Origin of the sequence: Halorarius litoreus (assembly GCF_024362405.1) — an archaeon.
Classification (GTDB): Archaea; Halobacteriota; Halobacteria; order Halobacteriales; family Haloarculaceae; genus Halorarius; species Halorarius litoreus.
On sequence record NZ_CP101454.1, the window covers coordinates 2,755,702 to 2,779,162 of the forward strand.

Annotated in this window: 29 protein-coding genes and 1 tRNA gene; 18 read left to right on the forward strand and 12 right to left on the reverse strand. The window is 66.9% G+C overall.

Annotated elements, in window-relative coordinates:
* Positions 1-33 precede the first annotated feature (33 nt).
* Positions 34-948: an HhH-GPD family protein gene (locus NL126_RS14465; RefSeq protein ID WP_255195589.1), complete on the forward strand. Its 915-nt coding sequence runs from the start codon at positions 34-36 to the stop codon at positions 946-948.
* Between the two features lie 47 nt (positions 949-995).
* On the opposite strand, the gene NL126_RS14470 is transcribed toward NL126_RS14465, so the two are convergent.
* Positions 996-1,442, reverse strand: a complete 447-nt coding sequence (locus NL126_RS14470; RefSeq protein WP_255195590.1) for a YybH family protein — start codon at positions 1,440-1,442, stop codon at positions 996-998.
* A gap of 212 nt (positions 1,443-1,654) precedes the next feature.
* Here NL126_RS14470 and NL126_RS14475 point away from each other — a divergent pair, with 212 nt between their 5' ends.
* The 7 genes from NL126_RS14475 to NL126_RS14505 all read left to right on the forward strand — a co-directional run bounded on the left by NL126_RS14475 (position 1,655) and on the right by NL126_RS14505 (position 6,492).
* Positions 1,655-1,834, forward strand: coding sequence for a hypothetical protein (locus NL126_RS14475; protein WP_255195591.1), 180 nt, complete (start codon positions 1,655-1,657; stop codon positions 1,832-1,834).
* Positions 1,835-1,881: 47 nt separating this feature from the next.
* Positions 1,882-2,463 (forward strand): NADPH-dependent FMN reductase, encoded by a 582-nt coding sequence (locus tag NL126_RS14480; protein ID WP_255195592.1) that lies wholly within the window; start codon positions 1,882-1,884, stop codon positions 2,461-2,463.
* 196 nt (positions 2,464-2,659) lie between these two features.
* The gene (locus tag NL126_RS14485; protein WP_255195593.1) at positions 2,660-3,244 is read left to right on the forward strand and encodes a thymidine kinase; all 585 of its coding nucleotides are present in this window, start codon (positions 2,660-2,662) and stop codon (positions 3,242-3,244) included.
* Positions 3,245-3,382: 138 nt separating this feature from the next.
* Positions 3,383-3,520, forward strand: coding sequence for a hypothetical protein (locus NL126_RS14490; protein ID WP_255195594.1), 138 nt, complete (start codon positions 3,383-3,385; stop codon positions 3,518-3,520).
* 46 nt (positions 3,521-3,566) lie between these two features.
* Positions 3,567-4,268 carry a YIP1 family protein gene (locus NL126_RS14495; protein WP_255195595.1) on the forward strand — a complete coding sequence of 234 codons (702 nt, stop codon included), beginning with the start codon at positions 3,567-3,569 and terminating at the stop codon, positions 4,266-4,268.
* Positions 4,269-4,277: 9 nt separating this feature from the next.
* Complete coding sequence (locus NL126_RS14500; protein ID WP_255195596.1) at positions 4,278-5,036, forward strand: GTP cyclohydrolase III; 759 nt, start codon at positions 4,278-4,280, stop codon at positions 5,034-5,036.
* 115 nt (positions 5,037-5,151) lie between these two features.
* Positions 5,152-6,492: an ABC transporter substrate-binding protein gene (locus NL126_RS14505; protein ID WP_255195597.1), complete on the forward strand. Its 1,341-nt coding sequence runs from the start codon at positions 5,152-5,154 to the stop codon at positions 6,490-6,492.
* 55 nt (positions 6,493-6,547) lie between these two features.
* Here NL126_RS14505 and NL126_RS14510 read toward each other — a convergent pair whose 3' ends face one another.
* The 4 genes from NL126_RS14510 to NL126_RS14525 are packed head-to-tail and all read right to left on the reverse strand — an operon-like array spanning position 6,548 to position 10,701.
* Positions 6,548-7,324, reverse strand: coding sequence for an ABC transporter ATP-binding protein (locus NL126_RS14510; RefSeq protein ID WP_255195598.1), 777 nt, complete (start codon positions 7,322-7,324; stop codon positions 6,548-6,550).
* Positions 7,321-8,181: an ABC transporter ATP-binding protein gene (locus tag NL126_RS14515; RefSeq protein WP_255195599.1), complete on the reverse strand. Its 861-nt coding sequence runs from the start codon at positions 8,179-8,181 to the stop codon at positions 7,321-7,323. The genes NL126_RS14510 and NL126_RS14515 overlap by 4 nt, the downstream gene beginning before the upstream one ends.
* Positions 8,174-9,580: a branched-chain amino acid ABC transporter permease gene (locus tag NL126_RS14520; protein WP_255195600.1), complete on the reverse strand. Its 1,407-nt coding sequence runs from the start codon at positions 9,578-9,580 to the stop codon at positions 8,174-8,176. Before NL126_RS14520 ends, NL126_RS14515 begins: the two co-directional genes overlap by 8 nt.
* Complete coding sequence (locus NL126_RS14525) at positions 9,577-10,701, reverse strand: branched-chain amino acid ABC transporter permease (RefSeq protein ID WP_255195601.1); 1,125 nt, start codon at positions 10,699-10,701, stop codon at positions 9,577-9,579. Before NL126_RS14525 ends, NL126_RS14520 begins: the two co-directional genes overlap by 4 nt.
* Before the next feature lie 150 nt (positions 10,702-10,851).
* Between NL126_RS14525 and NL126_RS14530 the strand changes: the two genes are divergently transcribed.
* From NL126_RS14530 to NL126_RS14545, 4 genes are all read left to right on the forward strand, one after another.
* A complete protein-coding gene (locus NL126_RS14530) occupies positions 10,852-12,036 on the forward strand; it encodes a phosphoglycerate kinase (RefSeq protein WP_255195602.1) in 1,185 nt (394 codons plus the stop codon).
* The gene (locus tag NL126_RS14535; protein ID WP_255195603.1) at positions 12,033-12,503 is read left to right on the forward strand and encodes a GNAT family N-acetyltransferase; all 471 of its coding nucleotides are present in this window, start codon (positions 12,033-12,035) and stop codon (positions 12,501-12,503) included. Before NL126_RS14530 ends, NL126_RS14535 begins: the two co-directional genes overlap by 4 nt.
* A gap of 11 nt (positions 12,504-12,514) precedes the next feature.
* Positions 12,515-12,588, forward strand: a tRNA-Thr gene (locus NL126_RS14540).
* 244 nt (positions 12,589-12,832) lie between these two features.
* Positions 12,833-12,973 carry a hypothetical protein gene (locus NL126_RS14545; protein ID WP_255195604.1) on the forward strand — a complete coding sequence of 47 codons (141 nt, stop codon included), beginning with the start codon at positions 12,833-12,835 and terminating at the stop codon, positions 12,971-12,973.
* Positions 12,974-13,073: 100 nt separating this feature from the next.
* Here NL126_RS14545 and NL126_RS14550 read toward each other — a convergent pair whose 3' ends face one another.
* The gene (locus tag NL126_RS14550; protein ID WP_255195605.1) at positions 13,074-15,416 is read right to left on the reverse strand and encodes a DEAD/DEAH box helicase; all 2,343 of its coding nucleotides are present in this window, start codon (positions 15,414-15,416) and stop codon (positions 13,074-13,076) included.
* A gap of 81 nt (positions 15,417-15,497) precedes the next feature.
* Between NL126_RS14550 and NL126_RS14555 the strand changes: the two genes are divergently transcribed.
* Together NL126_RS14555 and NL126_RS14560 are read left to right on the forward strand one after the other, a co-directional pair.
* Complete coding sequence (locus NL126_RS14555; protein ID WP_255195606.1) at positions 15,498-16,295, forward strand: hypothetical protein; 798 nt, start codon at positions 15,498-15,500, stop codon at positions 16,293-16,295.
* A gap of 31 nt (positions 16,296-16,326) precedes the next feature.
* Positions 16,327-16,563 (forward strand): hypothetical protein, encoded by a 237-nt coding sequence (locus NL126_RS14560; protein ID WP_255195607.1) that lies wholly within the window; start codon positions 16,327-16,329, stop codon positions 16,561-16,563.
* Between the two features lie 141 nt (positions 16,564-16,704).
* Here NL126_RS14560 and NL126_RS14565 read toward each other — a convergent pair whose 3' ends face one another.
* The 4 genes from NL126_RS14565 to glmU form a co-directional block, all read right to left on the reverse strand.
* Positions 16,705-17,859, reverse strand: a complete 1,155-nt coding sequence (locus tag NL126_RS14565; RefSeq protein ID WP_255195608.1) for an acyl-CoA dehydrogenase family protein — start codon at positions 17,857-17,859, stop codon at positions 16,705-16,707.
* Positions 17,860-18,223: 364 nt separating this feature from the next.
* The gene (locus tag NL126_RS14570; protein WP_255195609.1) at positions 18,224-18,409 is read right to left on the reverse strand and encodes a DUF7576 family protein; all 186 of its coding nucleotides are present in this window, start codon (positions 18,407-18,409) and stop codon (positions 18,224-18,226) included.
* 52 nt (positions 18,410-18,461) lie between these two features.
* Positions 18,462-19,322 carry an SDR family oxidoreductase gene (locus NL126_RS14575; RefSeq protein ID WP_255195610.1) on the reverse strand — a complete coding sequence of 287 codons (861 nt, stop codon included), beginning with the start codon at positions 19,320-19,322 and terminating at the stop codon, positions 18,462-18,464.
* A gap of 47 nt (positions 19,323-19,369) precedes the next feature.
* Positions 19,370-20,554, reverse strand: coding sequence for a bifunctional sugar-1-phosphate nucleotidylyltransferase/acetyltransferase (gene glmU, locus NL126_RS14580; protein ID WP_255195611.1), 1,185 nt, complete (start codon positions 20,552-20,554; stop codon positions 19,370-19,372).
* Between the two features lie 109 nt (positions 20,555-20,663).
* Between glmU and NL126_RS14585 the strand changes: the two genes are divergently transcribed.
* Both NL126_RS14585 and NL126_RS14590 read left to right on the forward strand, forming a co-directional pair.
* The gene (locus NL126_RS14585; RefSeq protein WP_255195612.1) at positions 20,664-20,855 is read left to right on the forward strand and encodes a hypothetical protein; all 192 of its coding nucleotides are present in this window, start codon (positions 20,664-20,666) and stop codon (positions 20,853-20,855) included.
* Positions 20,856-20,907: 52 nt separating this feature from the next.
* A complete protein-coding gene (locus NL126_RS14590; RefSeq protein ID WP_255195613.1) occupies positions 20,908-21,102 on the forward strand; it encodes a XapX domain-containing protein in 195 nt (64 codons plus the stop codon).
* A 6-nt stretch (positions 21,103-21,108) separates the two neighbouring features.
* Here NL126_RS14590 and NL126_RS14595 read toward each other — a convergent pair whose 3' ends face one another.
* Both NL126_RS14595 and NL126_RS14600 read right to left on the reverse strand, forming a co-directional pair.
* Positions 21,109-22,098, reverse strand: a complete 990-nt coding sequence (locus tag NL126_RS14595) for a ring-cleaving dioxygenase (RefSeq protein ID WP_255195614.1) — start codon at positions 22,096-22,098, stop codon at positions 21,109-21,111.
* A gap of 118 nt (positions 22,099-22,216) precedes the next feature.
* Positions 22,217-22,510, reverse strand: coding sequence for a hypothetical protein (locus NL126_RS14600; RefSeq protein ID WP_255195615.1), 294 nt, complete (start codon positions 22,508-22,510; stop codon positions 22,217-22,219).
* Between the two features lie 151 nt (positions 22,511-22,661).
* On the opposite strand from NL126_RS14600, the gene NL126_RS14605 reads away from it, so the two are divergent.
* Both NL126_RS14605 and NL126_RS14610 read left to right on the forward strand, forming a co-directional pair.
* A complete protein-coding gene (locus NL126_RS14605; RefSeq protein WP_255195616.1) occupies positions 22,662-23,243 on the forward strand; it encodes a sulfite exporter TauE/SafE family protein in 582 nt (193 codons plus the stop codon).
* Positions 23,240-23,461, forward strand: a complete 222-nt coding sequence (locus NL126_RS14610; RefSeq protein WP_255195617.1) for a hypothetical protein — start codon at positions 23,240-23,242, stop codon at positions 23,459-23,461. The genes NL126_RS14605 and NL126_RS14610 overlap by 4 nt, the downstream gene beginning before the upstream one ends.

The following is a 23,461-nucleotide window of genomic DNA, read 5'->3' on the forward strand; positions in this document are numbered from 1 at the left end:
ACCACTAAGCGCCCGACGGCCCTACGACGGGCAATGAGTGAGGCCACGCAGTTACCCGACGACGTCGAGGCCGTCCGGGCGGCGCTCGTCGACTGGTACGAGGCCGACCACCGCTCGTACCCGTGGCGGGAGACGACGGACCCGTATCCGATTCTCGTGAGCGAGGTGATGAGCCAGCAGACGCAACTCGACCGCGTGGCCGAGGCGTGGCACGACTTCATGGACGAGTGGCCGACCGTCGAGGCACTGGCCGCGGCCGACCGCGCCGACGTCGTGGGATTCTGGACCGACCACTCGCTCGGCTACAACAACCGCGCGAAGTACCTCCACGAGGCCGCCCAGCAGGTGGTCGAGGAGTTCGGCGGGTCGTTCCCCGAGGACCCCGACAGCCTCTCGGAGTTGATGGGGGTGGGGCCGTACACCGCGAACGCCGTCGCCTCCTTCGCGTTCAACAACGGCGACGCCGTCGTCGACACGAACGTCAAGCGCGTGCTCCACCGCGCGTTCGACGTGCCGGACGACGACAGCGCCTTCGAGCGTGTCGCCTCGGACCTCATGCCACCGGGAGCGTCGCGGGTCTGGAACAACGCCATCATGGAACTCGGTGGGGTCGCGTGCGGGAAGGCACCTGCCTGTGACGAGGCGGGGTGTCCGTGGCGGGCGTGGTGTCACGCCTACGAGACGGGCGACTTCACCGCACCGGACGTCCCCACGCAGCCGACGTTCGAGGGCTCGCGGCGACAGATGCGTGGCCGTGTAGTGAAGACGCTTCGGGCGCACGGCGACCAGCCGCTCGATACGCTCGGCTCCCGGGTTCGGGTCGACTACTCGCCGGAGGGGGAGTACGGGCGCGACTGGTTACGGGGACTGCTCGACGACCTCGAGTCGGACGGGCTGGTCGACGTCCAAGACGGCGGCGACGAGACGGTGGCACGGCTCCGTCGGTAGCGGGCTGGTCTGGTCGAAAAATCGTGTTCGGCGGGCTCGAGCGTGACTCAGGCGCCGGCGTCGAGCCCCGCCATGACGTCGAGCATCTCGGGGCTCGGGTCGGCGTGGTGGTGGACGATCTTCCACTCGCCGTCCTCGCGGCGGTAGACGTTCGTCGCGCGGACTTCGGTGTCGACGCGTTCGCCGGCGAGCGTGAACGAGACCTTCTCGGTCGTCAGTTCGTACGCGCAGTCGCCGACGACGCGGACGAGCTGGTCGGCTCGGGTAATCGTGCCATCGCCCGCGAGTTCGGCGACCGCGCCCCAGGGCCCCTCGACCTCGGCCCATCCCACCTCGCGCCCACCGATGGGGTGCATCGTGGTCACGTCGTCGGCGTGGGACCAGACCTCCATCATCGGTCCGGCGTCGCCGTTCGCCATCCGCTCTAACGCGTCGTAGAACCGGTCGGATGCCGCTCGTACTTCGTCTTCGGTTGTAACTCGTCCAGTGGACATAATTTACACCAGCTAGCTGTATAGATTCGTAGTTGCTTATACGAGCGTGATCGATACTATCGCGATATTGTTCAAATCCGATTAGCCGACCGCTCGTGGGTGCTAACGGACAGTCTGAAGGGCCCCCCGTCCGTCTGGCTCGACGTGATTGGTGACGAATACGTCGACGGGGACGGCGCCCGACAGATCGTTGGGGTCGGTGCGCGATCGCGATGAGCGTCGACCTCCGGCCCGCGCTCATCGGGTTCGCGGCGGCGGCACTCGGAACGCTGGCGGTGGGGCTCATCCGGGGCGTTCCACTCCAGTCGCTGCTCCCGCTGGCGGCGCTCGTGGGCGTGCTGTTCGCGGTCGGGAACATCTTCGTCGAGCGCCGTCGCCAGCAGCGCCAGTAACGTCCACGTAACGGGCAAGATAAACGCGTTGCGTCCGTTCAGCAGGTATGGACGACGTGCACGTAGCTGCGCTCGTGGGGAGCCTCCGCGACGAGAGCTACACGCGGGCCGCGCTCGAGATCGCGCTTGACGCGGCCGGGCGCTATCCGAACGTGACGACCGACCTCATCGACCTCCGGGCGTTCGACCTCCCGGTGTACGACGGCGACCACGGCGATGCGGGCGACGCCGAGGCGCTCCGCGAGCGGGTCGCCGCCGCGGATGCCATCCTCGTCGGCACTCCTGTCTACCACGGCTCGTACTCGTCGACGCTGAAGACGGCGCTCGACTACTGCGGGTTCGACGAGTTCGACGGCAAGACCGTCGGCCTGCTCGCCGTGGCGGGTGGCTCGTTCCCCACCGCGACGCTCGACCACCTCCGGTCGGTGATGCGAGCGCTCAACGCGTGGGTGCTCCCACACCAGGCCGCCCTGCCCCGTGTTCGGTCGCAGTTCGACGGCGACGAGTTGGCGAGCGACGACCTCCAGCGACGCGTCGAGGTGCTGGGTGAGCGCGCGGTGGAGTACGCCCGCATCGAGCCGGACCCGCGGACGTTCGAAGCGCAGTCGAACGTCGGGGCTGACGACTAGCGTGGCGTGAGCGACCGCAGTGGCGTGAGCGACCGCAGGGAGCGAGCGCCACGTTGTAGCGAACGGGAAGCCAAGCGCAGCGTGGGCTGAGCGACGCCAATCGTCCTGGCCAGCTCCCCAAAACCTTCGGCACGTATCCGGCCAGCGACCGGCCACCGAACGTAACCGTTTTGCCACCTCCCGAACCCCACCTGTCGTGCACGCTATCACGAACAGCGGGTGGGTCGAGGTCGTCACCGGCTGTATGTTCTCGGGGAAGACCGAGGAGCTGCTGCGGCGGGTCCGTCGCGCCGAGATCGCGGGGCAGTCGGTCGCCGCGTTCACCCCGGCCATCGACGACCGCTACGGCACGGCGACCATCGGCTCGCACGCCGGCCAGCGACTGGAGGCGCTCGTCGTCGACCCTGAGGCGCCAGGGCCGGAGATTCACGAGTCGCTCAACGGCGAGCAGGTCGTCGCCATCGACGAGGCGAACTTCTTCTCCGACGCGCTGGTCGACGTCTGCCGTGACCTCGCGGACGACGGGCGGCGCGTCGTCGTCTCGGGGCTCGACCAGACGTACCGCGGCGAGCCGTTCGACCCCGTCCCACAGCTGATGGCCTCGGCCGAATACGTCGAGAAGCTCCAGGCGATCTGCTCGCAGTGTGGGGAACCCGCCACGCGCAACCAGCGACTCATCGAGGGCGAGCCCGCCCACTACGACGACCCGACGATTCTGGTCGGCGCTGAGGAGTCGTACGAGGCGCGCTGTCGGAACTGCCACGTCGTCCGACGCGAGTGAAGCGCTGTTCGTCGTCCTGCTGCTTTCTTCCGAATCTGATTTTTCAGAATGCAATAGCAGGGGTGAACGTATTAGTGGGGGCAGGCCTACGACAGGACATGGAGACGACGACACCGACCGACTGGGCGCGAGGGGCCGATGCCTGTTGAGTCAATCACCATCCGGTGTGAGTGTGGTGCGGCGACCGAGGTCGACCCTGACATCGACCGGTTCGAGTGTGACTGCGGCTCCGTCTACATCCTCACGGTCACACAGCTGAAACCCCTGCTCGACTGAGGCCGTCCGGAACGGTGAAACCCCTCGCCTGTCTATCCACGAGGTAGTGACGACGTGGGTCGAGAACCCGACGGGCGGCCGCGAGCGCGGTCCCCGCGGGCTGGCACGGGCGTGGGTCGAGGTGCTGGTGCGCCCCCGACGGTTCTTCCGCAACGGGGTCGCGCCCGGTGACCAGGCACCGGGGCTGGTGTTCGCCGTCAGCGTCGCGCTCGTCTACGTCGCGACGCGGTTCGCACTCGTCCCGGCTTCACGACCCACGTTCTTTGCCAGCGACGCCGCCTCGATGGTCGTCGGCCTGCTCGTCGCCGGCCTCATCATCGCCCCCATCGGCTTGCATCTCGTCGCCGCGCTCGAGGTCGTCATCCTCATGCTCGTCGTCCGGGAGCGCGCTGGTGTCTCCGAGACGGTGCAGGTCATCGCCTACGCGACCGCCCCGATGGCGCTCGCGGGCGTCGGTGTCCCCCCAGCGATCGCGGGCGTCGCGGGGCTCGAAACGGTCGTGGCGGGCTGGCGACTCCTGCTCGCCGCGTACGGTGTCGGCTTGCTCGTCGTCGGGATGGCGACCGTCCACGAGACCTCGCTGCCGCGGGCAGCCGTCGCCGTTGCGGTCCCTGCAGTCGTCGTGTTCGGCTACTTCTTCGGGGGCGTCTTCGCCGTCGAGACGCTGACCGGTGTCGAGGTCGTGGGCGAGGCGGCAACCGGCGCAAGCCCGGCCGACATGGAAACGCAATTACCGGGGCGTCGCTAACGCGCGACCGTGACGAACACGCAGGTTACCCTCATCCAGATCGACAACTACGGGCCGTGGACCGTGACGCCCGAACCGCGCCGCGAGGTGGACCTGCAGACGCTCCAATCGCGGCTCTACGCCGACCTCTCGCAGCTGTTCGGCAACCGGGAAGGCTACGTCTTCTTCACCCGGTTCGACAACATGGTCGCGGTCACGAACGGCCTGGACCGCGACGCGCACGCACTCATCCAGGAGTCTGTCGGCAACCGCTACCCGGTCACCGTCTCGCTCGGCATCGCGGTCGACGAGTCGCCGGCGGTCGCCCTCGGCGACGCGACCGAGCGCCTGCAGGACGCTGGCTCGGCCCAGGACTCCGACCGCCGCGAGATCCTCGACGGGACGCCGCTCCCCGAGGCCGACCGAACCGACGACGACGTGCATCTCGCACACTTCGACGTGAACGACGCCACGGGCAAGTACACCGACCAGCTCAACGAGTTCGACACGTTCATCCAGATCGAACAGGGGTACGCGAGCCTGATGCGCTACATGCGCCGGGCACACGACGCCCTCTCCTTCTTCGTCGGCGGTGACAACGTCATCGCGGTCTGTCCGACGATGGACGAAAGTGAGTACCGCGATGCTATCGATCATGTCCGCGAGGAGGTCGACGTCGAACTGAAAGTCGGCGTCGGGCGCGCCCGCACCGCACAGGCGGCGGGCATGGCGGCCAAGCACGCCCTCGAGGAGTGTCGACACGAGGGTACTGACGTAGAGTTCGACTAGCTCCTCGACATTCAGAACCTCGGGGACTCACCGGAAAGTACCGCCGTTTTTCAGTGAAATCCTGTTTACACGGTAAGTCAGCTTTATATTCGCTGGTGCTAAATCGGCGTTTGGTATGTCAGATAGACTCAACCGGCGGACGATGCTCAAGGGCATGGGCGTCGCCGGGATGGCTGGACTTGCGGGCTGTACCGGAAACGGCGGCGATGACACCGACACCCCGACCGACGAGCCGAGCGACGGCGGCGACGGTGGCGGCGGCGACGGTGGCGGTGGCGATGGTGGCGGCGGCGACGGTGGCGACGGCGGCTCGATGTCGTTCGAGGCCAAGGTCGGCGTCCTGATGCCGGAGACGGGCGACCTCGGTTCGCTGGGGACGCTCATCCGCGACGGTGCACTGCTGGCGGCGACGCAGATCAACGACGCCGGCGGTCCCGTAACCGTCGACACGCAGGTCGAGGACACGCAGACGGACCCGCAGGCCGGTATCTCGGGCGCAGAGGCGCTCGTCAACTCGGGCTATCCGGGCGTCGTCGGCCCCGCCGCGTCGAACGTCAATCTCCCCGTCTGTCAGGAAGTGTTCATCCCGAACGCGACGGTCGGGATGTCCCCGTCCTCGACGGCTCCGGCCGTCACGGACCTCGACGACAACGACTTCGTCTACCGGACGTGTCCGTCCGACACGCTTCAGGGGCCGGTCATGGCGCAGGTCGCCACCGAGAACCTCGGTGCGTCGACCGCGGGCGTGCTGTTCCTCAACGACGCCTACGGACAGGCGCTGAAGGACGCGTTCGTCAGCGGCTTCAAGGACCGCGACGGACAGGTCGTCAACGAGGTCTCGTTCGAGCCGGGGCAGGCGTCCTACTCGAGCCAGTGGTCCGAGGTGCTGAACGACAACCCCGGCGTCGTTGCCGTCATCGGCTTCCCGGAGTCGGGTATCCAGATCTTCCGTGACTACTACGGCGAGTTCGCCAGCGACAACGACGCGGACATCCTCGTCACGGACGGCCTCATCGACGACGACCTCCCGGACGAGGTCGACAACGACATGGCCAACGTCACGGGGACGGCCCCGGCGACGGCCGGTCCCGGTGCGGAGTTCTTCAACAACGCCTACCAGGAGGAGTACGACACCAGCCCCGGCCCGTTCAACGCGCAGGCGTACGACGCGATGGCGATCCTAGCGCTCGCGGCGGTCGCCGCCGGCGAGAACGACGGGACGGCCGTCCGCGACAACATCCGCGCGGTCGCCAACCCCGACGGGACGGAGGTCACGCCGGAGAACCTCGCAGAGGGGGCCGAGATGGTGCTCAACGGCGAGGACGTCAACTACCAGGGCGCGTCGGGTGTCGTCACCTTCGACGACAACGGCGACCTGGAGGCGGCGACCTACGACGTCTTCGAGGTCCAGAACCGCGAGTTCGAGGCCGTCGACCAGATCCTCTTCGAGAACTAACTCTCGACGCTCGCGTTCTTTCGACCGCCGCAGAAACGTGGAGTCGGGCGACCGTCTATCCGCCGAGGAAGTCCTGACGGACCTGCTCGTCGTTGAGCAGGGTGTCGCCGGTGTCGGTGTAGCGGTTCTTCCCGTCGACGAGGACGTAGCCGCGGTCACAGCGCCGGAGCGCCTGCTTGGCGTTCTGTTCGACCATCAGGACGGCGGTGCCGCCGTCGTTGATGCGGTCGATGCGGTCGAACATTTCCTGGACGAGGTCGGGTGCGAGCCCCGCAGAGGGCTCGTCGAGCAGCAGCAGGTCGGGGTCGAGCATGAGCGCCCGGCCCATCGCGACCATCTGCCGCTGGCCGCCCGAGAGCGTTCCGGCCGCTTGCGTCGACCGCTCTTCGAGGATGGGGAACCGGTCGTACACCGCCTGAATCTGGTCCTCCGGGACGCTGTCGAGGATGTACGCGCCCATCTCGAGGTTCTCGCGGACGGTGAGCCCGCCGAACACGTTCTCGTTCTGCGGGACGTAGCCGATGCCCCGGTGGATGATCTTCTCGGGGGGCAGCGTCTGGATCTCCTCGTCGTTGAACGTCACGGTGCCGCCCATGTACGTCGTCAGGCCGAACACCGACTTCATGAGCGTCGACTTACCGGCGCCGTTCGGGCCGACGATGGTGACGTACTCGCCGTCGTCGACGTCGAGGTCGACGCCCGTGAGGATCTGGAGGTCCCCGTAGCCAGCGTCGAGGTCACGCACCTCCAGCAGGCTGTCGCCCTCGGTCGTGTGGACGTCCGAGATGGCGCGGCGCTGCGTCTCCTCGGGCTCCTCGGTGGACGAGCTCATATGTCCTCCCCGAGGTACGCCTCGATGACCTGGTCGTTGTTGCGGATGGCGTCGGCGTCACCCTCCGCGAGGACGTTACCCTGGTGCATGACGATGATGTGTTCACAGTTGTTCATGATGACCTCCATGTCGTGTTCGACGAGCAGGAACGTGTAGCCCTGTTCGCGCAGCTCGTGGATGCGCTCGAGGAGCTTGTCCTCCAGCGTCGGGTTGACGCCGGCGAGCGGCTCGTCGAGCAGCACCATCTCGGGATCCGTCATCAGCGCGCGCGCCATCTCCAGCAGCTTCCGCTGCCCGCCGGAGAGGGTGCCCGCGTACTCCTCGGCGAGGTGGTCGATCTCGAAGAACTCGAGCGTCTCCCAGACCGCCTCGCGGAGCTCTTCCTCCTGCTGGACGACGCCCTGTCGCGCGCCCGGCGTGACCGACCGCCAGACCGACTCGCCGAGCTGATTCTTCGGCGCGAGCATCATGTTCTCGAGGACGGTCATCTCCTCGAGTTCGCGGGCGATCTGGAACGTCCGCACGAGCCCCATCTGGGCGATCTGGTACGGCTCTTTGCCGACGAGTTCCTCGCCGTGGAACCGGATGGTGCCCGCGTCGGGTTCGTGGACGCCCGTGATGCAGTTGAACATCGTCGACTTCCCGGCACCGTTCGGCCCGATGAGACCTGTGATGGAGCCCTCCTCGACGGAGAAGCTCGCGCCGTCGAGCGCGGTGATGCCGCCGAACCGCTTGACGACGCCCTCGACGCGCAGCGGGAGGCCGGGCGGCGTCTCCTGTGCCGCCTTCTCCGCCGGCGAGTCGTCGGTCGCCGCCAGCTCTTCGGGGTCGGTCCCCTCGGGTGCGGCGTCACTCATTGCCCTCACCTCCACTCTCGCCGCCATCCGCAGCGGCCGCCTTCGACGTTCGCTTGGAGAGGTCGACCGCAGCGGCCTCCTCGACGCGGTGACCGAGCAGTCCCTCGGGGCGGCGCTGCATCAGGATGACGAGCACGACCCCGAGCAAGACGAACTGGAGGGCGGCGATGCGGGTGTCGGTCGCGTAGACGACGAGCGGGACGATGTCGCCGTTAACGAGCGCGCCGAGCGCGTCGGCGATGGTGTTCGGGTTCACGTCGGTCGTGAACTGGCCGCGGATGAAGCCACCGAGGCGCCGCGGCCCCTCGAACAGCAGCCCGGCGAACACGATGGCACCGAGGACGCTGCCGGTGTTCGAGCCGGCGCCGCCGACCATCATCGCGACGAAGATGTAGAAGGTGATGACGGGCAGGAACTGCGGCGTCGGCGAGAAGCTCCCCTGGCTCCCCTGCCAGAGGATGCCGCCGAGGCCCATCAGCGCACAGCCGATCATGAACACCTTGATCTTCACGAGGTTGACGTTCTTGCCGAGCGAGTTGGCGACGAGTTCGTCCTCGCGGATGGCCTTCAGCACGCGACCGAACGGCGAGTTGCCGATGCGGCGCAGCAGCCAGTAGAACGCGAGCACGAACACCGCGAGCAATACGACGTACGCCCAGCTGATGACGACCGACTGTCTGATGCCGCCCCCGACACCGAGAATCGAGAGGTTGTCGGTGATGGCGAAGATGGCCTGCCCGAGCGGGGTCAACCCCTCGCCCCGGCTGCCGCTGATGTAGAACAGTTCGCGGACCGGCGAATCGACGCCGGGGTCGAGCCGGATACCGCTCCCGCCGCCGGTCCCGAAGCCGAACGTCTCGCGAAGGAAGGTGTCGAAGACGCTCGACTGGATCGTGAGCCGGATGATCTCCGAGAGACCGAGCGTGACGATGGCGAAGTAGTCGGCCCTGAGTCGCAACGCGGGGAGTGCCGCGACCAGCCCGAAGACGGATGCCACGAGCATCCCCAGGACAATGCCCACTGGAATCGGGAGTCCGAGGCCCGCGGGTGCCGTCGAGATGGTCGGTTCGACCGGGCGCGTGGCGATGGCGTAGGTGTACGCCCCGACGGCCATGAAGCCGGCGACACCGATGTTGAACAGGCCGGTGTACCCCCAGTGGAGGTTCAACGCGAGCACGAGCAGCGCGTAGACGGCCGCGAAGAACGTCACCAGCCGCAGGGTGTTGGCGATGGAGTTGAGCCGCGAACTCGGGTTCTGGTTCCACACCAGCGCGATGAACAGCACGTACACCAGCAGCAGGAGGACCGCGACCTTGAGCGCGTCGTGGCGCTCGATGGCGTCGCGGACGGGCTGGGTGACCGACGCGATGCGGTCACCGACGCCCTGTGCGCCACTCATGCCGTCGTCACCCCGCTGAAGAGGCCCTGTGGACGGTAGAGCAGCGCGAGGATCATCACGACGAACGCGGCGGCCTCGTTGAAGTCCGCCGGAATCCACACCGTCGAGACGGCGAACACGAGCCCGATGACCAGCCCGCCGATGATGGCGCCGTAGATGGAGCCGATGCCGCCGAGGATGACCGCGGCGAAGATGAGCAACAGGAGCTGCCAGCCGAAGTCGAACGCGATGGCGCCCTGGAACATCACGGTGAGGTAGCCGGCTGCGCCGGCCATCCCGCCGCCGAGCAGCCACGTCGCGGTGACGATGCGCTCGGTCGGAATGCCCGTCACGAGCGCGAGGTCCTTGTTGTCGGCCATCGCGCGCATCGCGGTGCCGAGCTTCGTCCGCTGGAGCAGCAGGTGCATCCCGAGCATGAGCAGCAGCGCCGCGGCGACGACGGTGACCTGGTGGGCAGTCACGACGAACAGGCCGCCGACGCTGAAGGAGGCGCCCTCGACGCTGGCGGTGACACCGCGGTTCCGGATGCCGTAGAAGAACACGATGATGTACCGGAGCGCGAGTGCGACCCCGACGGAGGCGATGAGCAGCGAGATGCCGCTGCGGTTACGCATGGGCTTGTAGACGATGCGGTCGATGCCGACCGACAGCACCCCCGAGCCAACTGCCGCGAAGACGAGCCCGATGAGGATTGCGACGGGCGTCGTCAGCACGTGTGCGCCGATCTCTCCGGGAGTGGCCGAGCCGCCCGCCCGAACCAGCAGGAGTTCGGCCGCCGGAACGCTCCCGAACGCGGCGATGAGGTAGGCGACGCCCCAGCCGGAGAAGCCCCCGAACGAGAGGAGGTCTCCGTGTGCGAAGTTCGCGAAGTTGAGAATGCTGTACGTCATCGACAGGCCGAGCCCACCGAGGCCCAACACGAGCCCGATGACGATGCCCGTCCAGATGTTCGACAGCAGCCGGCCGAACCCGAGTTGGCCGCCGAGGCCACCCGCACTGACGCCCGCGAGCTTCATCGCGAGGTCTACAAGCAGGAGCACGCCGACGAACCCGACGATCAGGGTGCCGAGCCGGCCACGGAGGCTGTTTTGCCCCCGTACGAGAGTGTTAGTCACGCCCATGTGTTGCAATCACGGAAAACAGTCGGACCCGGCTAGTAAATAAGCCTTCGTTAGTGGGGAGAGGGGCTGTACCACTGCCATCCGGTTGACAGGTGGGCGAGTGCTGCCCGGAACGGAAAGGCATTTGCTCGGGCCGTGATACCCGCGAGTATGATACGGACACTCGACGACCTCGATGCCAGCGGGGCGGCACTCGGGGTTCGGGTGGACATCAACAGCCCGCTGTCCGACGGTGGGCTCGCTGACGATGCCCGCCTTCGCGCGCACGTCGACACCCTCTCTGAACTCCTCGACCGTGACGCCCGTGTCGCCATCCTCGCCCATCAGGGTCGCCCCGGTGGCAGCGAGTTCTCGACGCTCTCGGCGCACGCCGACCGGCTCGACGAACTGCTCGACGGTCCCGTCGGCTACTGTGACGGGACGTTCTCCAGCGACGCGCGTGCAGCCGTCGAGGCGCTCGACGACGGTGAGGCCGTCCTCCTCGAGAACACCCGCTTCTACAGCGAGGAGTACATGGAGTGGGGCCCCGAGGAGGCGGGCCAGACCCACCTCGTCTCGAAACTCTCGGGAGTGCTCGACGCGTTCGTCAACGACGCGTTCGCCGCCGCCCACCGCTCGCAGCCGTCGCTCGTGGGGTTCCCCCAGCAGCTCCCGAGCTACGCCGGTCGGGTCATGGAGCAGGAACTCGACGTACTCGGGAACGTCTCGGAGTCGCCCGAGCCGCGGACGTACGTCCTCGGGGGCGCGAAGGTGGTCGACTCCATCGACGTGGCCCGCTCGGTCCTCGAACGCGGACTCGCGGACGCGGTGCTCACCTCGGGCATCGTCGGCAACGCGTTCCTCCTCGCCGACGGCATCACCCTCGGCGCCGCCTCGGCCCAGGTCGTCAACGAGCGGTCCTCGGAGGCGGTGAAGGACGCCGGCGAACTGCTCGACGACTACGGGCACCGCATCTACCTGCCGCGTGACGTCGCCATCGAGCGCGACGGCGAGCGGGTCGAGGTCGACGTGAGCGACCTCCCGGTCGACGCGCCCGCGATGGACGTGGGTTCGCGCACGGTCGCGGCGTACGCCGACGTGCTCGAGGACTCCGGCACCGCGATTCTCAACGGCCCGGCGGGCGTGTTCGAGGACCCGCTGTTCGAATATGGCACGCGTGAACTGTACGAGGCGGCGGCCCGCGCCGAGCAGAGCATCGTCGGCGGTGGTGACACCGCGGCGGCGCTTCGCCGCCTCGGCATCAGTGGGTTCTCCCACGTTTCGACCGGGGGTGGAGCCGCGCTGCGGATGCTGACCGGCGAGCGGCTTCCGGCCGTCGACGCGCTCGATCAGTGAACATCGAGTCGCCAGGTATCGAATCCGCGGACGAACTGACGGACCTCTGGGTCGACCTCGCGGACGACCAGCGGGCGTACGGGTCGCACTTGCTCGTCGAGGAGAATCGCACGCAAGCGAGGGAGTCGCTGTTGCGCCACGCGCTCACCGGCTGTCTGCTTGTCGCCCGCGACGACGGCGACCTCGTTGGGTTCGTGAGCTTCTATCCCGAGGGTGGGAGCTTCGAACAGGACGTCCAGCGGGGGATCATTGAGAACATCTACGTCGTCCCCGAGCGCCGCGGCGAGGGTATCGGCTCGGAGCTGCTGGCGGCGGCAGAGGCGCGGCTGGTGGACGACGGCGCAGAGGTGCTGGCGCTGGAAGCCATGGCGGCCAACGAGGACGCGCTTCGGTTCTATCGGCGACACGGCTACGCCGAACACCGAGTGGAACTCGAACGCGAAACCGATACAAAGGATGGGGAATAACCGTCGAGTGCGCTGCGGGAGCTTGGGTGGTTCAAGTGCTCGACTTGTAATCGAGAATTCGTGGGTTCAAATCCCACCCGCAGCTCTTCTGCGAACGAAGTGAGCAGAGAGCAAGGCGTGGGATTTGAATCAGGGAGCGAGCGACGCGAGCGACCGTGGTTCAAATCCCACCCGCAGCTTAGCGAGGTGCGACCGAAGGGAGCACCTCGGACAGCTGAACGAACGTACTTGCGCGAGCGGACACTGTGTCTGTCGCGATTCCCATGTCAGACCCCCACACAGCGGATGGGATAGACAGTTTCTTGTCTCGGAGTGCGTGACACTCGACTATGTCACAGACTGCAGCGATCGTCCTCATCGGCGTCACCGTGCTCTGTCTCCTGCTCGTCACCATCGGTGGAATCCACTACCTCAGCGACGTGCTGGGCGGCGAGGACGAGCACGACGACCACGGCGGCGCGGCGCACTGAGCGCGCTCGCAGACACTTCTCTCAACAGAAAACCGACACTCGGTACCGTGGGCTTGCGGCCAGGAGGGCCATGGCAGTACCCGGTGGCCGGCAGGCGCCGCTAGTTCTCGCCAGACGAACCTCGCTTGGACCCGGTGAGCCCTGCGAGGAGGCGGATGGCGAGCGCTTTGTCGAGCGGGTCGTTGGCGTTCCCACAGTGCGGTGACTGGACGCAGGCCGGACAGCCGTCTTCGCAGGGACAGGCCCAAAGCATCGCGAGCGTCCGGCGCATGTGGACGGTGACGCCCTCGTAGCCCTCGCGGGTGAGGCCGACGCCGCCCGGATAGCCGTCGTAGATGAAGATGGTCGAGCGGCCGGTGTGCGGGTGGAGGGGTGTTGAGAGCCCGCCGATGTCCCGGCGATCACAGAGCAACTCGGCGGGAAACATCGAGATCATGGCGTGTTCGGCGGCGTGGATGCCGCCGTTGAAGTCACCGCGGTCGCGCAGCTCGCGTTCGAGGTCGTCAGGGACCGTGAAGTAGAGCGCGCGCGTTCGCAGACTGGTCTCGGGGAGGTCGAGTGTCTCACGGCCGAGTGGCTCGCCGGAACTCGAATCGCGGCGCTCGAACCCCGTGATCTGTTTCCGCATCGTGACCTCGGCGAACCGGACGGGCACGTCCTTGCGGGTCTCGAGGTGTTTCTCGCGGATGTCGCGCTCGACGGTCATCGTCTTCTCGTGGAGCGGCTTCGTGTAGTAGTCGGCCCAGGTCGGCTCGAGTTCGGCGACGCCGTGGTCGGTGTCGAGACTCACGACCTCGAACGACTGCCCCTGGTGGTGGTACACCGCGCCGGGGTGGGCATCGCGGAGACCGTCTTCGAACGGGAGGCTGGCGATGACGTTCCCGTTGCGGCGGTCCGTGAGTTTGATTTCCCTGTCCGAGACGGTCCGGAGGCTCATCTCGTGGTGCGGGCTGCCGCCACCGCTCGCAATCCAGCGGGTGCCGTCGGCGGTCGAGCGCCGGTCCAGCAATCCCTGCGACTCCATGTGGGCGACGAGGTCGGGAAACGAGTCGCCGAAGTGGCGGTCGTCGTCGGGTTTCAGCCAGTTCTCCCGGGCGGCACACCGGACGTGGTCGGGGAGCAGTTGGTCGTTCTCGGGGTTCGAGACGGCGCGCTCGTGGTCGCCGTCGAAGAACTCGTCGGGGTTCGCCATGAAGTACTGGTCGAGCTGGTCCTCGCCGGCGACCACGACGACGAGCGCGGGGTCGGTCCCGCGGCCGGCGCGACCCGCCTGCTGGAACGCGTTCATTCGTGTTCCGGGGTAGCCGTCGAGGATGACGCAGTCGAGTCCGCCGATGTCGACGCCGAGTTCGAGTGCGTTCGTCGACCAGACGCCCCTGACGTCGCCGGATTTGAGCCCCGATTCGATGTCCGCGCGGCGGTCGTCTCCGAGCGCGGCCTGATACGCACGGACGCCCTGTGCGGCGTCGTAGTCGCCGCGCTCGCGCAGTTCCGTCGCCGAGCCAGTCGCGTAGCGCTCGGCGGTCTGTCGCGAGGCGGTGAACACGACAGTCTGGTACCCCTCCTGGACGAGGTCACAGAACAGGCGCTTGGCCTCTGTGTGCGAGGACCGACGGCGCGAGCCGTCCTGGAAGCCGCGGCCCGAATACTCCGGGGGATTCCAGAACAGCCAGTGGCGGGGTCCCGATGCCGACGTGTCCGTGTCGACCAGTTCGAACGAGTCCGTGGCGCGGCCGGTGACCGTCGCCGCGTGTTCGACGGGGTTGCCGATGGTCGCCGAGCAGCAGACGTACTGGGGGTCGGCGTCGAACCGTTCACAGAGGCGATTGAGCCGGCGAAAGACGAGCGAGACGTGGCTGCCGAACACGCCGCGGTAGGCGTGCACCTCGTCGACGACGACGGTCTCCAGCCGCTGGAAGAACCACTTCCAGAGGCGATTGGCGTGCGGGAGGATGCCGTAGTGGAGCATGTCGGGCGTCACGAGCAGGACCGTCGGCTGGCGGTCGCGGACGGCCTCCTTCTCGCTGCGGTCGAGTCGGCCGGTGTACGCGTCGACGGTCACGCGAGAGCCGAACCCGAGGCCGTTCGCCAGCTCCGAGAGCGTCTCGCGCTGATCGTTGATGAGCGCGACCTGTGGCCCGATGTACAGCGTCGTGCCGACGTGGTCCATCGCCCGCTCGAACGCGGGAACCGTGTACGCGAGGGACTTCCCCGAAGCGGTCGGCGTCGCGAGCACGACGTTCCGGCCGTCGCGAATCGCGTCGACCGCGTCGGCCTGGTGCTCGTAGAGCTCGTCGATACCACGGTCGGCGAACGTCGATTCGAGCCGCGCGTCCATCTCCACCGGGCGGGTTCGGGCCGTGGTGCCCGGGCGGGTCCGCTGGTCGCAGAGCTGGCCGTCGTAGTACGGTCGAGCACGGAGCCACGCGACGGTCTCGTCCACGACTGGTGTTGCGGGGCAGCGGACATACCGGTTATGCCCGGTACGCGAAACCTTCTTTTCGTCCCCCTGCTCGAGTAACGTATGGTTGTGGCCGAGACGGTGGCACTCGTCGGCGTCGGGCTCGCGGCGGTGTTGATCGTCGCGCTGCTGGCGGTACAGCGCCCGCCAGTGACGGGACTGACGGTCCTCGCGATCGCACCGTGGGCGGTCGTCGCGGGCCTGTTCGATACGCTCTCGGTCACGGGTGCGTATCCAGCGACGCTCGCGCCGGTGTTGCGGCTCCCGGCTGGACTGTTGCTGGCGTTCGTCGTCGCGGGGCTCGTCTGGGTGCCGCTGCTCCAGCTCGCGACGCTCCGGGATTACGGGCCGGGGTCGGGTCGCTACCTCGCCGCGGCGGGGCTGGGGATGGCCGTCGTCCTGCTGGTGACGCTGCTCGTCCGGCAGGAACTCGATGGCGCCGGGCTGCTGTGGCTGTCGGCGACGCCGATGCTCGCGGCGATGCTCGCGGCGCTCGCCTACGTGCTGCTCGGGTTCGTCGACCCGACGACGCTCGCGACGACGCGGTGGGTCGGCTACCTCGTCGTCTTCGGATTCGCGTTGCTCGGCACCGCCACAGCCGTCGGTATCGACGTGTACGGACAGGTCGGGACGAGCGTCACCGCCGCGCTGGTCTCGGTCGCTCGTGACCTCCCGACGGCGTCGACGAGCGTCGGCTGGCCGGCCGCGGTGTTCGGTGTCCTCGTTGGCTGTCTCGTCGCCACGCTGGTGGCTCGCGCGATTCGTTCCGACGCAGTCGCCGGCAACGCCCTCGCTATCGTCGTCACTGGGGTCACGGTCGGGCCGGCCGTCACGACGCTCCTCGTGTTAGTGCTGCGGTAGGGTTTTGCCCCCTGCGGTGGTGACGGTCGATATGGGAACTACGCCGACACAACAGGACACGGTCGGGACGGCCATCTCGTTCGCCATCGGTATCCTCGTCGGGCTTCTGGTCGCGGCCCCCGCGTTCCCGGCTGGCCTCACCGTCACCGTGAGCGGCGCCGAACTCGGCCCCATCGAGACGGCGCTGCTCGTCGCGGGACTCTCGGTGCTCATCCTGCCGCTGGGCGTGTTCGTCCTCTACTTCCTGTTCGCGAGCGTCGAGGGATAGGGCGGGCAGGCGACACGGTCGCTCCGATGGATGGTGTGTCGCACGACCGCGGGTCACCCATCGGCGAACATCAGCGCACGGCGTGGGTGGCTGCGGCCCCCTACAAGAAGTTAAGGGGCGCCAGGGAGCGGCAGTCCGCTCTCAGAACCCTTTGCCCAGCAGCTCGCGGGCGATGATGTTCTTCTGGATTTCGGTGGTGCCCTCGTAGATCTGGGTGATTTTGGCGTCGCGGTAGAACCGTTCGACGTCGAAGTCGTTGACGTAGCCGGCGCCGCCGTGGATCTGGACGGCTTCGTTGGCGACGTCGACGGCGATACGCGAGGCGTACTCCTTCGCCATCGACGCCAGCGTCGTCAACTGTTCTTCCTTGTTGTCGACGGACCACGCGGACTTGTACGTGAGCATGCGCGCGGCCTCGATGTTCGTGTGCATCTCGGCGAGTTTGTGCTGGATGGCCTGGAACTCACCGATGGGTTTGCCGAACTGCTCGCGCTCCTGGGCGTAGTCGAGCGCACGTTCGGCGGCCCCCTTCGCGATACCCACGCCCTGCGCAGCGACCTGGGTGCGCGTCTCGTCGAAGAACTGCATCTGCTGGAGGAAGCCCATGCCGCGGGTGCCGACCAGGTTCTCCTCGGGGACACGAACGCCGTCGAAGATGAGTTCCGCGGTGTCGCTGGCGCGAATCCCCATCTTCCCCGTGATCTTCTCCGAGGTGAACCCGTCGCGGTCGGCCTCGACGATGATCTGCGAGAAGCCGTTGTACCGGCCGTCGGCGTCGGGGTCGGTCTGACAGAGGACGACGAAGAAGTCACCCACCGAACCGTTCGTGATCCACATCTTGTTGCCGTTGATGACCCACTCGTCGCCGTCCTTCTCCGCGCGCGTCGAGATGGACGCCACGTCGGACCCCGCGTGCGGCTCCGAGATGGCCGCGCCCATAATCGCGTCACCAGCAGCCACGTCGGGGAGGTACTCCGCTTTCTGCTCCTCCGTTCCGAAGCCGACGATGGCCTCACTGCCGAAGGCGGTGCCGAGCACGCTCCCGCCGATGCCGGGGTCGGCGGCGTACAACTCCTCGATGACGAGCGCGATGTCGAGCGTCGAGAACCCTGCCCCACCGTACTCCACGGGAATCTGCGCACCGGTGAGCCCCATCTCCGCCCCCTTCGCCACCACGTCGTGGGGGAACTCCTCGGCGACGTCGTACTCGGTCGCGACCGGCCGTACCTCGTTGTCAGCGAACCGTCGGACCTCCCTCACGAGCTGCTGCTGTTCGTCGGACAGGTCGAAATCCATACAGTAACCTGAGGCGAGCGAACCAAATAGGTTCAGGGCAGGCGGCAAGCGGCGGGCGGTGACTCCCTCCCAGCTGTTGCCGTGAGTGGGGGTCTATCGGCGTCGCGAGGCGGACCTGCGACCATCGGGGTAGGAGGTTTCTACGCACTGTTCGAACCGCTCACCGTGACGGTTCTCCGCGTCCTCTGCCGGTCCTCACGCGTCCGGCGGTTCCCAGCCGGCTGTGGGTGGTATCGCTCGGTTCACCGCTCGTGTCGATGTGATAAACAGTCACAACCCTTTATTTCAGCTGGCGTCGTAGCTATTCCTGGCGTTACCGGACCGTTGGTACCTTGGGTAGGGAAAATATGGTTCCTGTACGCCGTTACTGGCCGTCCCACTGACTGCGACACGAGTCGTCGCAGAAGTGGGCGGTCTGCACGTCGTCGTTTTCGACCCACGTGATGACCCGATGGGTCGGGTCCTGCACGATGGGGTCGCCACAGGTCGAACACCGCGGCGCGTTCTCCTCGGTGACGTCTTCACCGAGGTCCGAGGTCGGGTCTACCATCTTACCGGCAGTAGTACGTTCCCGCACTTATCCGTACAGTCAGCGGCAGGTATCACGGGCGCTCGAACTCGGGGTCGAACATCTGTGCGGACATCGGCGACGGGTCGCCCTCGGTCAGGTTGTACTCCGAGAAGTCCTCGACGCCGGCTTCACGCAGGATCTCCTCGTCGTACACGGCGTTGCCCGTGTACTCGGCGGGGTCGCGCTTCAGAATCTCGAGGACGGCGTCCGAGACGATATCCGGCGTCCGCCAGTCGTCCTCCGTACCGAGCCCGAAGTAGCGGGTCGCACGGGTGTCGATGGCGGTCACGGGCCAGAAGGAGTTACAGCCGATGTCGTAGCCGCCGAGTTCGGTCGCGAGCGAGAGCGTGATGAACGACATCCCCATCTTCGACCACGAGTACGGCGCTTTCCCCGGCGCGCGGTCGATGGCGACCGGCGGTGCGTTCGTCAGCAGCCACGCGTTGTCGACCTCCTTCAGGTGGTCCATGAACGCGCGGGTGACGAGGTACGTCCCGCGAACGTTCACGTCGGTCATGAGGTCGAACCGGTTCGCCGGCAGGTCCTCGACGTTCGCGATCTGGATGGCGCTCGCGTTGTTGATGACGATGTTCACCTCGTCGAAGTAGTCGATGGCGCGCTGGGCGGCGGCCTCGACCTGCTCCTCGTCGCGGACGTTGAGCTTGATGGAGATGGCTTCCGGCCCGATTTCCCGCACCTCGCGGGCGGTCTGCTCGATGGTGCCTTCGAGGTCGCGCTCCTCACCGTAGTCGTCCTCCTCGCTGGTCTTGCCCGTCGAGACGATGTTACAGCCGCACTCGGCGAGCGCGAGCGCGATGTGCTTGCCGATGCCGCGAGTCGTCCCCGTGATGAACGCAGTCTGGCCCGAGAGGTCGGGCGTCTCTACCGTCATGTTCGCCCGTTGGGGAGTGGGTGTGATAATCCCCCGTGGTTGCGGCTTTATCTGTCGCGCAGTACCGACTCGCCGGGGGTCGAGGTCGCACCCGCAGAGAGCACGACACCGGCGTTGATGGAGGTGTTGATGGCCGTCTTCGCGCCCGGCCCCACGACGACGCCGAACTTTCGTCGACCGGTGGAGACGCGCTCGCCCTTCACGGTGATGACCACGTCGTCGCCGTCGTGTCTGAGATTCGCGACCTGGGTGCCGGCGCCGAGGTTCACGCGCTCGCCCAGCAGGCTGTCGCCGACGTACGACAGGTGCGGAACGTTGCTGTCGCGCATCACGACCGTGTTCTTCAGTTCGACGCCGTTGCCGACGTGGGCGTTCTCGGCGAGGAGCGTCGCCCCCCGGATGTAGGCGTTCGGCCCGACATCGGCGCCCGACCGAATCAGCGCCGGCCCCTCGATGACCACGCCCGCGTCGACCGTCGCGCCGTCTTCGACCACGACGTTGCCGCGGAGGTCGGCCTGCTCGTGGACGTCGCCGTCGATACGTCGGTCGAGCTCCCCGAGCTTCCACTCGTTCGCTTCGAGGAGCTCCCACGGGCGGCCGACGCCCATCCAGCGCTCGACCGGGACGGCGGTCACGTCGTACGCGTTGATGACCCGCTCGACGACGTCCGTAATCTCGTACTCGCCACGCTCGCTCAGTTCGACCTCGGTGAGCCAGTCGGCGGCCTCTGCGGGGAAGTGGTACGCCCCGACGTTGATGCGGTTGCTCGGCGGCTCGGCCGGCTTCTCGACGATGCCGGTGACGTGGCCGTCGTCGATGGAGAACACGCCGTACGGTCGGGGGTTCTCGACCTCGTAGCCGCCGACAGCGGGACAGGCTTCGAACAACGCGTCGATGGCGTCGGTGTCGTAGAGGTCGTCGCCGTTGAGGACGACGAAGTCGTCGTGGAGGTGTTCGTAGGCGGCGGCCGCGGCGTGGGCGGTCCCGAGCTGCTCCTCCTGTGTGGCGTAGGCGACGGGGACACCCCGATACTCGTCGCCGAAGTGGTCGCGGACGCGCTCGCCCTCGTAGCCGACGACCAGGACGAGTTCGTCTGCGCCGGCGTCGACGGCCGCGTCGGCGGTGTGTGCGACGAGCGGCCGGTCGGCCACGGGTAACATCGGTTTCGGGACCGACTCGGTGAGCGGACGCATCCGGGTGCCCTCGCCAGCGGCGAGGATGACAGCCTGCATACCTGTGGAGGTGGCGGGACGGGCCATAGACCTACCGGCCGGCCCCCATCATTCGCTCACCCAGCAACGGCTATCGTCTCGGCCGTCGTATCAGCTAGCGTGAACGACGATGCACGCGCGAACCTATCGGCTGGTCGGTGAACTGGTGCTGGTCGCGGGACTCCTCGGGTTCGTCCTCGGCGCGCTCGCGCTCGTGACCGGCTACCTCCCGAACGTCCCTGCGGCTGCGCTCGGCGCGCTCGCACTCCTGTTCGTCGGTACGGGCTCGGCGATGAAGCGCCGGGGTCGCGTCACGGACTGACGGTCGCCGCCGACTCGTGTCGCTTTTGGTCGCGCCGCGTGGGGTGGGGAGCATGGAGACGACAATCGCCGTCCTCGCGTTCCTGACGGGGACGCTCACCGGTGCCGCGTTCGCGTTCCTCGAAGTGCCCATCCCCGCCCCGCCGAACGTCGCGGGCGTGCTCGGTATCGTCGGTATCTACGTGGGGTTCAAACTCGTCGAGCGTGCCGGCTGGGGGTTCGACCTGCTCGGCGCGCTCGGCCTCTGACGCCGCTCAGTCGTCGGCCTCGACCTGCTCGGCGCGCGGAACCGTCACGTCTGTCAGCCCCGCCTCTATCTGCTCGCGGCGGGCCTCGAACTTGCCGGGGAGGACGAGCCGGCCACCGAGCTCGTCGAGCGGCTCGTCGTCGGTGTAGCCCGGCCCGCTCGTCGCGAGCTCGAACAGCACGCCGTTGAACTCCCGGAAGTAGACCGAGCGGAACCAGTGGCGGTCGATCTGTGCCGTCGGCCGGAGCCCCATCGACTGGACGGCCTCGCGCATCGCGGACTGGTCCTCGTCGGTCGGTGTCTGGAACGCGACGTGGTGGACCGTGCCGTGACCCTCCCGGCCGCCCTGAATCGTGGGGAGGATGTCGACGTACCTGCCGACCGGACCCGCGGCTGCGAACCGGGTTCGTTCATCACCGGGGGTGTCGCCCTGTGCCTGTTCGGTTCCCACCTCTTCGAGCCCCATCGTCCGCAACAGGTCCTCGGTGCGCTGGGGGTCGGCGAGCCAGAGCGTCACCGAGTGGAACCCGCGAATCGCGTACTCTTCGGGGACGAACTCCGTCCACGGCACCGTGGGATCGTCGTCGGGGATCTCGACTTCGACCAGTTCGACCGGGAGCCCGTCGGGGTCTTCGAACGGCAGAACCGTCTCGCCGAAGCGCTCGACGCGGTCGTCGTACTCGACGCCGTACTCGTCGAATCGGTCCTCCCAGTAGTCGAGGCTCCCCTCGGGGACTCTGAACGCCGTGCGGGAGACCTGCCCGGAGCCGACCTTCCCGCGCGAGAGGTTCTCCCACGGGAAGAACGTCATCGAGGTGCCGGGGTTCCCTTCGGCGTCCGCGAAGAAGAAGTGGTACGTGCTCGGGTCGTCCTGGTTGATCGAGCGCTTGACGAGTCTGAGTCCGAGGGTCTCGACCCAGAAGTCCATGTTCCGCTGGGGGTCGCCCGCGATGCAGGTGACGTGGTGGATGCCCGCTGTGGGCGTGATGTCTGCCATTGCCGTGCCTACGGGCTGGAACGACTTGAGTGGCCGCTGACGTGGGTGTTACCGGGGGATGGAGGGGTCACTGCTGGCCGTGACCGGAGGACGAGGGACCTCGAGCCTCCTCGCTACCTCACTGGTCGATCTCTCGTATCGTTGTACCGGTAGCGTCGCCGCGGCCGTGCACCGATTTGGACCACCCGTAGCCGACCAGTAGGCCACCGAGGCCACCGAGTGCGACGACGAGTAGCCAGCTACTGTACGCAGTGAGCGTCCGTATCGTCGTCTGAACGGCGATCTCGAGGCCGCGTGAGCCCATGAGTGTAGCCTCGATGTACAGCGCATGTGTCACGAACACGAACACTAGTGCAACTGCTGTACCGAGTGCTCCTCCCAGAATGGAACCACGAGTGTGGAGTGTGTCCATCTACTGATCAGCTCCGTGTACGACCCATTGGGTCAACAACATGTCTTTGAGGACATACATCAAACCACCGGAAAATTCTCCTGTAGACACGCATGAAAATTATTGAACAATATCATTCGGTACGAAAATTTGAAGTGTTGATACTTCTTGTGTGGGAACCGGACACCGACCTATGAGTACGACTACAGGGGGGACGTCGATGGCTAACGAAGTCGACGAGTACATATCTGAACAAGAACAGGTCAATGCGGTTTCGGCGGGGGACACGCGAACGTTCGCCGTGACGGACCGGCGAGTGTTGGATATCCAGCAGACCGAATCCGCTACGGGCAAGAGCATCGAGAACATCGAGACGACGCTGTTCACCGACGTCGCGAAGGTGGACGTGTCGATCCAGGGGTCGACGACGAACACGGACACGATGAAGATGGTCGCGGGGATACTCTTCGGCCTGCTGGGCGTCGTCGTCGCGTTTCTGGGGCTCGACACCGGCGGCGACGGTGCGGCGATCGGGGTGGTGGTCGGACTCATCCTTCTCGGGCTCGCAATTTGGTTGCTGATGAATGCGACCGAGCGGATTCCCGGTGGAATCCGTATCGACCTTCGTCACAAAACGCCGGACGACACCGTGTCAGACCGATACATCCTCCCGGAGAGCCAGGCTGGCACTGCGCGTGCGGTCGTTCGAAGCGTCGGGGGCGCTCACCGCCCGTCAGTGTCTGAGAACCCATGAACAGGTCCGTCGCGATCGTAGGCTGTGGTGGAATCGGGCTCGCCGTCGGACTCCTTGCTGGTCCAGTGGCCGGGTTCGTTGGTGCGCTCACGATAGTACTGGCCATCGTCCTCGGAGGAGTCGGTGCAGCCGTGGCGACGTTCGTCACCGCCTCCGACGGGAGCGACGAGGAAACGGTCACGGGCAGCTCCGAACCGATGACGGAACTACAGGAGTGA